At 67.5% G+C, this 7,206-nt stretch carries 5 protein-coding genes; 1 reads left to right on the top strand and 4 read right to left on the bottom strand.

Annotated features, from left to right (window positions below; all coding sequences use genetic code 11):
• Window positions 1-400 precede the first annotated feature (400 nt).
• Complete coding sequence (locus A8M77_RS32060; RefSeq protein ID WP_086925523.1) at window positions 401-3,178, bottom strand: adenylate/guanylate cyclase domain-containing protein; 2,778 nt, start codon at window positions 3,176-3,178, stop codon at window positions 401-403.
• Between the two features lie 807 nt (window positions 3,179-3,985).
• Here A8M77_RS32060 and A8M77_RS36535 point away from each other — a divergent pair.
• Complete coding sequence (locus A8M77_RS36535; protein ID WP_192871709.1) at window positions 3,986-4,168, top strand: hypothetical protein; 183 nt, start codon at window positions 3,986-3,988, stop codon at window positions 4,166-4,168.
• Here the strand turns inward: A8M77_RS36535 and A8M77_RS32050 are convergent.
• Genes A8M77_RS32050 through A8M77_RS32040 form a run of 3 tightly spaced genes read right to left on the bottom strand, consistent with a single transcriptional unit; the run spans window position 4,140 to window position 7,114 of the window.
• On the bottom strand, window positions 4,140-4,385 hold the full coding sequence (locus tag A8M77_RS32050) for a DUF1272 domain-containing protein (RefSeq protein WP_086925521.1): 246 nt from the start codon (window positions 4,383-4,385) through the stop codon (window positions 4,140-4,142). The genes A8M77_RS36535 and A8M77_RS32050 overlap by 29 nt on opposite strands.
• 18 nt (window positions 4,386-4,403) lie before the next feature.
• Window positions 4,404-5,915: an L-piperidine-6-carboxylate dehydrogenase gene (amaB, locus tag A8M77_RS32045; RefSeq protein ID WP_086925520.1), complete on the bottom strand. Its 1,512-nt coding sequence runs from the start codon at window positions 5,913-5,915 to the stop codon at window positions 4,404-4,406.
• Window positions 5,912-7,114, bottom strand: a complete 1,203-nt coding sequence (locus tag A8M77_RS32040) for a saccharopine dehydrogenase family protein (RefSeq protein WP_086925519.1) — start codon at window positions 7,112-7,114, stop codon at window positions 5,912-5,914. The genes amaB and A8M77_RS32040 overlap by 4 nt, the downstream gene beginning before the upstream one ends.
• Window positions 7,115-7,206 lie beyond the last annotated feature (92 nt).

The raw sequence follows: 7,206 nt of genomic DNA, 5'->3' as shown, positions 1-7,206 counted from the left end.
ATCGTCAAGGCCGATCGTCGTAATCTCCATGGTGGACGCTCCTTCCGATTGAGTGGTTGCTGACACATCCACTGTGGCACTTCGATGCCGTCTACGGGTGGGGGCGTCCATCCCATTGCATACTGAGCAGCGAGTTCTTGTTCACCGCTTCCTTCGCGAGCTACGCCATCCAAGCCGACGGCGGTGCCTGAAGGTCGGCAATGGAGCGCAGCGAACTTCGGCAAAGGGCCCTCTACGGATGTTGGCACACTCCCTTCTCACTGACCGCTCCCGCTGCCCTGCGCCTTTCCGGTCATGACGCCTCGCGTCCGCGCCGCCGCGGCGTACGATGCTGTGCACGCATGGAATCCCCTCCAAGGCTCACAGCGTGAGGGAGCGCCGTCCGCACTTGTGACAGATGTCACTGCAAAGCATAACTGAAGGCGTCGTCCAGGCTCATCCTGCGTCCTTCGTCGCGCGCACGCTTTGCGGCGTCGGGCCCCAGGGCGTCGCGCACTAGCGGCTGATAGTGACGGTAGTAAGCCAGGCTGCCGGGGGTGCGGAATGAGATCAGATCCTTGTCGGCGCCGCATACCGTGCGCGCCGCGGCCAGCAGACGGGCGGCTCGGTCGGGCCGCCCGCGCAGAAATTCCACCACACCAGCCACGCCCAGGAAATGGTTGGGCGCCTTGTACACGCCGTTGTAGCGCATGACGTTTGCGCGGCTGCGCAACTCGCGCTCAGCCTGCACTCGCCGTCCGCCGACGAAAAGCGCGGGCACGACTTCAATGAAGTGGCCGTCAAGCCATGACAACTGCGAACCTGTGCTCGCGGCCAGTGCCAGGTAGGCAAGTGCGGCCTCTAGGGCCTCATCGTTCCTGCCGAGCAGATGCAACGAGGTAGTCAACCCGGATGCGGCCATAGGTGCGAGCCAGACATTGAAGCTGAGTCTGCGGCAACTGGCGAAGCTCGCGCGATACCAGTGCGCTGCGCTCTCAAGGTTTCCGAGATGCATCTCCACCTGGCCGAAATTGCTCTCCGTGAAGGCGATCCATGCCCCGGACAGGCACGCGCGGGCGTTGACGACGGCCGCCTCGGCGCGGTGGTGTGCTTCCTCGATCAGACTGGGCGCGGCCCCCGGAATGGACCCGATCACAGCGCACGCGAACGAGCGAAGCGTGCAGGCCATCGTCGAGAACGCACCCACCCGTCCGGCCGCCAACGCGGCGGCTTGCGCACTGTCGCCCACCGCCGCGGGCGCCGCATCGATCGCCAAGATGCCCAGCCACCCAAGCAGCGCATGGCCGGCCACGCGCAGTTCGAGGGGCAGGCGTTCCTCGCGCCCCAGCGCGCGTTCGAGCATCGCCATCGGGATCCGGTGCGACGCACTCGTGACCCAGAATCCCGCCATCAGCGTAACCATGCGCACGACAAGATCGATTCGATCGTCGGACCAGCAGAAATCGATGGCGCCTCGAAGATTCTCGAACTCCTGGCCAATGGCATCCATTGAATCCGTTCCGAAGATCCGATCATCCATCTCAGCGGACTCGAGCCAGGCCAGGAAATAGTCTCGATGCCGGGAGCGCAGCGCGAGCGCTTCGTCTGCTGCACCAAGTTTCTCCAAAGAGTACAGGCGCACGGTCTCCAGCAGGCGGTATCTGGAGTTGCCACCCCGGCCTTCCCCGATCGATAAGAGAGACTTGGCAAGCAGCGATGCAAGCAGATCGAGGACGGCACCGGACGGAATGCCGTTGCCGCTGCACACGGCCTCTGCTGCTTCCAGCGTGAACCCGCCTGCGAATACGGCAAGGCGTCGGAAGACGATTCGCTCGTCGGCCGTGAGCAGGTCGTGGCTCCAGTCCAGTGAAGCAAGCAGGGTCTGCTGGCGCAGGGCTCGCCGGCGCCCTCCGCAAAGCATGCGAAGGCGATCTTCCAGCCGCTGCGCGATCTGCAGAACAGACAGATGCGAAACGCGCGCGGCTGCCAACTCGATGGCCAGCGGGATGCCGTCGAGTCGTCGGCAGATTTCCGCGATCTGCGGCATGCAGCTTTCGTCAACCAGGAACGACGAGTTGACCGATTTCGCTCGTTCAATAAACAAAAGCATCGCGTCCGTCACCATGCCGGTCCCGGCGTCCTGCGGAAACGGCAACGACGGCACCTGCACGACCATTTCGCCTTCGAGCCCCAACGGTTCGCGGCTGGTCGCCAGCAGGGCCAGGCGTGCACAGCCTGCCAGAAGCTGATCCAGCAGTTCCGAGACTGCGCTCAGCTGATGCTCGCAGTTGTCGACGAGCAGTAGCGCGCGGCGCGGTTCCAGCGCGGATACCAAGCGCGAACACAGGCTGCTCGATGGGCCTGGGACCGAGTCGCCCGGGTTGACTCCGCAGGCCAGTGCCAAAGTGGGGGCCACCGACTCGGGATCCGTCACGGCTGAGAGATCGACAAAAAATACTCCGTCGGGGAAATGGTCCAGTTCCAGCGCGCCGACGCGCAGCGCAAGGCGCGTCTTTCCGGAGCCGCCGATGCCTGCGAGCGTGATCAGCCGGCAGCTCGCAAGTGCAGACCTCAAGGCCTTGACTTCGAGACTGCGGCCGATGAAGGTCGAGCGCTCCGCCGGTAGATTGGTCGGCGCTCGAAAGCCGCGAAGCGGCGCGAACTCGCTCGGCAGGCCTGGGGCCACCAATTGAAACAGGCGCTGCGGCTCGTTGAGATCCTTCAGTCGATGCTCACCAATGGCCTTCAGTGCCGAGCCGGCGGGCAGATTCGCCCGAATGAGTTCCGCCGTCGTTTGCGAGAGCACCACCTGGCCGCCGTGGGCAGCATTGCAGATGCGGCTGGCGCGGTGCACCTCCTGTCCGATGTAGCAGTGATCGCGCACGACCGCCTCACCGGTGTGGATTCCTATGCGCACCTTCACCGCGTCGTCGACGGGCCAGGCATACGACAGCAGCGCCTGCTGCGCGGCTGCGGCGCAGGCGACGGCATCAGCGGCACGGGTGAACACCACGAAGAACGCATCGCCCTGGGTGTCAACCTCCGTGCCCGCGTGCGTCGCAAAGGTGCGGCGAAGCAGCATGCGATGCGCCTCCAGCAGTTCCGACCAGGGCTGATCGCCCAGGCGCTGGGCGAGCCGGGTCGAGCCTTCGATGTCTGAGAACAGGAAGGTGACAGTGCCCTGCGGGAGCGAGGTCATGCCCGGAATGCTAGCCGCGAATCTCCAGTCCGTGCACGAAAGCCGACGTGATCCTTAAACAGGGTACCAATCGCGCGACGAAAGTGGGCTGCTCCTGCGGCAACGCTGATGCAAGGCCAAGCCGAAGCTGCCCGCCTGCGGAGGCAACGATATTTCCGCTTACGCTGGTAGGGGCGTCGTCTTTTGGCATTGGACGCTCGCGGTTTTGAATGTCCGTAGGCCGGGAGCTCGCAGCTGTTCAGGTGCACCAGGCCGGACGACCGCAAACGCCTGCAAGGCGGCTATCGACCGTACCCAACGCGCCTCTCGGGCCCGTTGCTGCGGTTAGACGGCGGCCTCAGATGAGGCTGTCGACTACATCGACCACTCGCGGCGCTGACAATCAAAGACAGTCATAAGGACCGAGACATCCACGCCAAGGGCCTTGGCGAGTCGCTCTATGTTGTCCAGCGAAACATTGCGCCAGATCGGCGTGCTGCTCCTGTGCAATGCCACGCGCGGCACGTTCCGCGCGTAGATATCCGTTCTTGGCTGAGGACGGCGGCACCCGGATGAGCGACGGTCTGAGTTCACGCAAAGATGCTACTCAAAGTCTGTAGACGCAAAGCAGGCATCCACGCACCCTCATCGCCCATGGAACGAAGAGGAAAGACACAACAATCCGCACGCGCGACGCTCGCAGCGCATCTTGTGCCAATCGCGTTGCTCCACCGCATTGCGCGGAAATCACTTCCGCACGTCCTCTCGGACCCCGAGGATTTCGAACCTGCCGCTGCGCTGGTCCACGCTGGCCACATCCGCGCGTGGATGCAACTCGTCCCCTGCGAGTGGGGCGGCCTGCCCCGAGCCGCCATCGTGGTGGGCGAGATCACCCCGGCCGGCCGGGCCTTCCTGTCCCTCGGCCCTGTTCTCGAACACGCGCAGGCGCTGCCGGCGGCAGCGCATCCCGCGGCCTCGTCAGCTATGCAGCCCCACAGCCTTGGGGCTTGAACACGCGCTCAGTCGAGGCCGGGTACTTCGCGAGCTTGTCTGCCGGCCGCCTGGGGCGAGGAAGCAGTTCGCCGCCGCAGTTGGGACACGTGCCGGCGAGACGCCGGTCCGAGCAGTCGCTGCAGAAGGTGCACTCGAAGGAGCAGATTCGAGCGTCTGGCGAGTCGGGCGGCAGATCCCGGTCGCAGCACTCGCACCCTGGACGCATTTGAAGCATGAGAATGACCTCGAAAATTCACCCGAACCGGATGCCCTGCGCCAGCGGCAGCTCGGTCGAATAGTTGATGGTGTTGGTCGTGCGGCGCATGTACTGCTTCCACGCGTCGGAGCCGCTCTCGCGATCGCCGCCCGTCTCCTTCTCGCCGCCGAAGGCGCCACCGATCTCCGCGCCGCTGGGCCCGATGTTGACGTTGGCCATGCCGCAGTCGGAGCCGGAGGCCGAGAGGAAGCGCTCCACCTCGCGCAGGTCGTTCGAGAAGATGCAGGAAGACAGGCCCTGCGGCACGTCGTTGTGGATGGCAATGGCCTGGCCCAGGTCCTCGTACTCCAGCAGGTAGAGCAGCGGCGCGAAGGTCTCGCGGCGCACCACCTCGGTCTGCGAGGGCATGTCGGCGATGGCGGGGCGCACGTAGTACGCGTCGTCGAAACGCTCGGCATGCAGGCGCTCGCCGCCGCACAGGAGGCGCCCGCCCTGCGCCTTCGCATCGGCGATGGCGCGCTGCATGGCGTCGAAGGCCGCCTGGTCGATCAGCGGGCCGACCAGGGTGCCCTCCTCCATCGGATCGCCCACGCGCAGGCTTTCGTAGGCCGGCAGGAGCCGCTTGAGCAACGCATCGCGCACCTCGCGGTGCACGATCAGCCGCCGCAGCGAGGTGCAGCGCTGGCCCGCGGTGCCCACCGCGCTGAAGACGATGGCGCGCACGGCCATGTCCAGGTCCGCCGCGGGCGTGACGATCATCGCGTTGTTGCCGCCCAGCTCCAGGATGCGGCGGCCGAAGCGCGCCGCCACGCGCGGCCCGACCTCGCGCCCCATGCGGGTGGAGCCGGTGGCCGAGACCAGCGGCACCAGCGGGCTGTCGACCAGCGCCTCGGCCTGCGCCCGTCCGCCGATCACGATCTGCGCCAGCCCGGCCGGCGCGCGATCGCCGAAGCGCGCGATGGCGCGCTCCAGCGCTCGGAAGGTCGCCAGGCCCGACAGCGGCGCCTTCTCCGAGGGCTTGAAGATCACCGGGTCGCCGCAGACCAGCGCGATCGCCGCGTTCCAGGCGAACACCGCGCTCGGGAAGTTGAAGGCGGTGATGATCGCCACCGGCCCCAGCGGGTGGTACTGCTCCATGATGCGGTGCCCCGGGCGCTCCGAGACGATGGTGCGGCCGTGGAGCTGGCGCGACAGGCCCAGCGCGAACTCGCAGATGTCCACGCCTTCCTGCACCTCGCCCAGGCCCTCCTGCACGATCTTGCCGGCCTCGTTCGAGATCACGCGGCCGATGGACGCCTTGGCCTCGCGCAGTTCCTCGCCCCACAACCGCACCAGCTCGCCGCGCACGGGGGCCGGCACCTCGCGCCAGCGGGTGAAAGCGTCCTGCGCGCGGTCGATGGCTTGCGCCACCGCGGCGGGCGGCGTCTCGTGCAGGCGTGCGAGCTCGGCGCCGTCGACGGGCGAGCGCACGCGCAGGCTGCCGCCGGATCGTTCCTCCGCGTGGATGCCGCAGTCGTCGAGCAGGCGTGCGCGTTCTTCGTCGTTCATGGGCGTGTCTCCTGGCGCCGGCGATGCCGTGCCGGCGCGGGCCAAGTATGGACCAGCGCATGCCCAGGGTGCGGCCCGGCCGGGGCGGCCGCGGTCGACTCGCCCAGCGCCGCATAGCAGCGGCCGACGCGGGTGGCCAGGAAGGCCTCCAGTGGCACCTGCTCCTGCCCGACGAAGCCGCGCGCCGGCAGCCGGCCATTGCGCAGCAGCTCGAACACGCCGACCACGCCGGCGGCGGTGGCCAGTTCGATCGCGGTGCGGTCGACCCCGCGCAGCCGGCCGCCATGGATGCGCGCCATGCGGGTGACCTGCTCGAAGCGGCCCTGGCGCTCCCCGCTGGCGGCGGCGAACACGATCACCACGTCGTCGCGGGTGTGGGGCACGGCATGCTCCAGCACCTGCCGCAGCAGCGCGCGGCGCTCGACCAGGCGCAGATCGTTCAGCAGGAAGTCCATCGCGTCGCGGTGGCCGGGGTAGCGCAGGGTCTTGTAGTCGAGGTTGCGCACGCGGCCCGCGAGCGTCTCGGCCAGGGTGCCCAGGCCGCCCGAGGTGTGGAAGGCCTCGTAGTCCTCGCCCTCCAGCACCAGCGTCTCCAGCCCTTCCAGCGGCTGCACCGACACCGCCTCGCCCTGCACGATGGCGGCGCAGGGGTTGCAGTATTCGTTGATCAGCCCGTCGATGCTCCAGGTGAAGGCATAGCGCAGCCGGTTGGTCGCATGCCGCGGCAGCGCGCCGACGCGCAGGCGCAGGTCATGCAGGGTGTCGAAGCGGCCGGCCAGCTGCATGCCCAGCATGCCGATCACGCCCGGTGCCAGGCCGCATTGCGGCATCAGCACGGCGGAGGCATTGGCGGCCAGCCCGCGGATGGCCTCGGTGGCGGCGCGGTCCTCGGTCAGGTCGAAGTAGTGCAGGCCCTGCCGGGCGGCGACGCGGGCGACCTGCGCGGCGAGATGGAAAGGCAAGGCGTTGATCACGGCCTGGTGGCCGGCCATGAGCGCGGCGAGCGCGGCTGCGTCCTCCACGTCCAGCGCGATGCGCTCGATCCACCGGTCGCCGGGCTCGCCGCGCGGCAGCACGCGGTCGGCCAGCGTCACCGGCAGGCGGTGGTACTCCGCCAGCATGTCGGCCACGGTGCCGCCGACCTTGCCGGCGCCCAGCACCAGCACCTTGCGGATGGGGCTCTTGTCGTTGGGGTTCATGGCGCGTCTCCTTCACAGTTCGTGTCAAAAAACTGTAAATGGGAGGGCTGGCAGGCTGAAGCCGTCAATGCGTCGAGAAGCGCCCGCTTTGC

Origin of the sequence: Variovorax sp. JS1663, from assembly GCF_002157355.1 — a bacterium.
GTDB lineage: Bacteria > Pseudomonadota > Gammaproteobacteria > Burkholderiales > Burkholderiaceae_C > Variovorax.
Note: the sequence above shows the minus strand (reverse complement) of the source record. Positions and strands in the feature narration are given on the sequence as shown.